This window comes from Brunnivagina elsteri CCALA 953 (assembly GCF_002289455.1).
GTDB classification, from domain to species: domain Bacteria; phylum Cyanobacteriota; class Cyanobacteriia; order Cyanobacteriales; family Nostocaceae; genus Brunnivagina; species Brunnivagina elsteri.
The window spans coordinates 1-2391 of the sequence record NZ_NTFS01000644.1 but is presented as its reverse complement, the minus strand read 5'-3'; the positions used below and the strand labels follow the sequence as shown (position 1 = coordinate 2391).

Sequence of the window (2391 nt, the reverse complement as noted above, 5' to 3'; positions counted from 1 at the left end):
ACCAAAATTTTAGTTAGGGAAATACGGCAAAAATTGACAGGGGGAAGTAGTAACTGTTCAACAGATAAGCAGTTACGATTAGAAAAATTAATCGAGAATCAGGATATTCAAATAGAAGTTAGTTATGGAGATGTCACTGAAGATAAACCAAATACAGATGGGTTTCATCAAGCAATCGAACAACTAGGTAGTAATAAAGCAGAAACTCGATTAGGTGCAATTTATACTCTCGAACAAATTGCCAAGGATGTTCCTGCTAAACAATGGACAATTGTTGAAATTCTTGCTGCTTTTATCCGCGAAAATGCACCAGTTTTTAGTAGTGATAGAGATGAAGATGAAGAGGTAGAGGAAAGAATATCACTATTGCCAACTGATATTCAAGCAGCTTTGACTGCGATCGCACGTCGTGATATCAGTAAAGAACCGGAGAACCAGAAGTTAGATTTACGCTATATCAATATCAGTAATGCTGATTTAACTGAGGGCAATTTACAGGATGCAGACTTTACTGGTTCTGATTTACGAGGGGTAATATTTTATGGGGCAAATCTGAAAGCAGCAGATTTTTCTGGTGTAAATTTGCAAGAAGCTGTTATGTATGAGGCTGATTTGCATGAGGCTTTATTTTACGAAGCTAATTTGCAAATGGCTATTTTACGCAAAGCTAATCTGAAGAATGCTATTTTTTATGGTGCTGACTTGCAATCTGCAACTTTGTACGATGCAAATCTGTCGGAAGCAATTTTTTATCAAGCGAAATTGCAAGCCACAAATTTTTGTGATGCGAACCTAGCAAGGGCAAATTTAGAAGCATGTAATCTAACTAATGGTAATTTAATTGGGGCAAATCTACAAGGTGCAAATTTGATTGGGGCAAACTTACAAAATGCCACCTTTAGTACGGCAAATTTGCAAGAAGCGATATTACTGGAAGCAGTTTTATCTAAGACAAATTTCAGTGATGCAAATCTTAGTAAAGCTAATTTAGTCGGGGCAAATTTAGCAGGGACAATTTTCCAAGATGCTAACTTAAATGGTGCTGATTTAAGTAGAGTTGAAAACTTGGAAGCACAACAAATTGAAACTGCATTAGGTGACAGTACAACTATCCTACCGGATGGTTTGGCAATACCAAGTCATTGGACAAATGTGAATTACGAGTCATTGTGAACTACCTACACCAACTCGGATTACCGAGTATGGTGTAGTCTTCTGGCGTGTCTCTCAACACTACCATAACTTCCTTCAAGGTATCCTTGACTGTATCTATATCAAGGTGCGTCATTATACTATCCTCCGTCTTTGAGCAATTTGTACTCATAAAGTCCTGTAAGCGTGATGGTACAGGTGTTACAGCACTTCCGGCTATTACACAATACAGTTGTTCCCCTCACCTCCCTTCTAATCATAGCTTTCAGCTTTGAGCATGTACCTCATAGCTACCGGAAGTGCTGTAATGTCGCGTATATTTGCTCCAGAACGGATGGATAGCTTATTTACAAAACATGCACAAGTGCAGTACCAGCAAGATTTACTATTTTCCAGTCAAGTAGATTTAATGAGCTTGGTAGTATGTGGAATTCAAAAATCGGTTCACGCAGTTTGCGCTATTTTAATTTTCGATGGTGTTAGTTGCATCAACATACTTGCAACATTGAAAGGGCTGGAATATTTAACCGCTTCGACAGTAAAATATTTATATAGATTAGCTTAATAAAAGTTAAAATCCCTGGGTAGCCGACTGATATGGATATTCAACTTACTTTTCTCAAATATACTCAATGGTCAGGAATTGCCACATTAGCATTTGCTGCGATCGCAATTTTGGCTTTTGTGCTGAAATGGGGTATCCGCTTCCGATTGGTGGGTACAACTGGATTTATGCTAGTGATGACGGGTGGTTTATTTGCCTTATCCCTAGCACCTCTAACAAGGACAGTAATTCCTGGTGCTTTAAACTACAGTTTGATTTTTGATAATGGCGCGACACAGGCTGTAATTGGCTTACCACAAACCGTCACCCCAACACAATTAGATGCGACTTTGCGTCAAGCAGCAAGTGACTTGTATTCTTACGGACGCTTAGGTGCTGGTGGAAACAAATCATTAACCGTTCGCGCTCGTACCGTTACCCATCCCGAAGATGGTCTTTCAGTACCTTTGTTCTTGGGACAGGTGACACGTTCTTTGGCTAGTCGTGAAGATGATGGTGTGGCTGTGGAAGTTTATGAAGATAAATTTGCTCAGTTGCCAAAAACAAAGCCTATTACTTAATCTCGGGAGTTAATTACACCAGCAATCAACCCCAAAATTATCATCCGTAGAGACGTTCCGATGGAACGTCTTTCCCGAAAATAACAATAAATATTTATTAAGATTATACATAAA

The 2391-nt window shown here is 38.9% G+C and carries 3 protein-coding genes; all 3 read left to right on the top strand.

Annotation, left to right across the window (positions count from 1 at the left end; genetic code table 11):
- The coding region (locus tag CK510_RS29435; protein WP_095724993.1) for a pentapeptide repeat-containing protein at positions 1 to 1173 on the top strand (1173 nt) is incomplete at its 5' end.
- 286 nt (positions 1174 to 1459) lie between these two features.
- Positions 1460 to 1717: a hypothetical protein gene (locus tag CK510_RS29430; protein WP_169927043.1), complete on the top strand. Its 258-nt coding sequence runs from the start codon at positions 1460 to 1462 to the stop codon at positions 1715 to 1717.
- A 32-nt stretch (positions 1718 to 1749) separates the two neighbouring features.
- Positions 1750 to 2277, top strand: a complete 528-nt coding sequence (locus CK510_RS29425; protein ID WP_095724991.1) for a Ycf51 family protein — start codon at positions 1750 to 1752, stop codon at positions 2275 to 2277.
- The last annotated feature ends 114 nt before the right edge of the window (positions 2278 to 2391 follow it).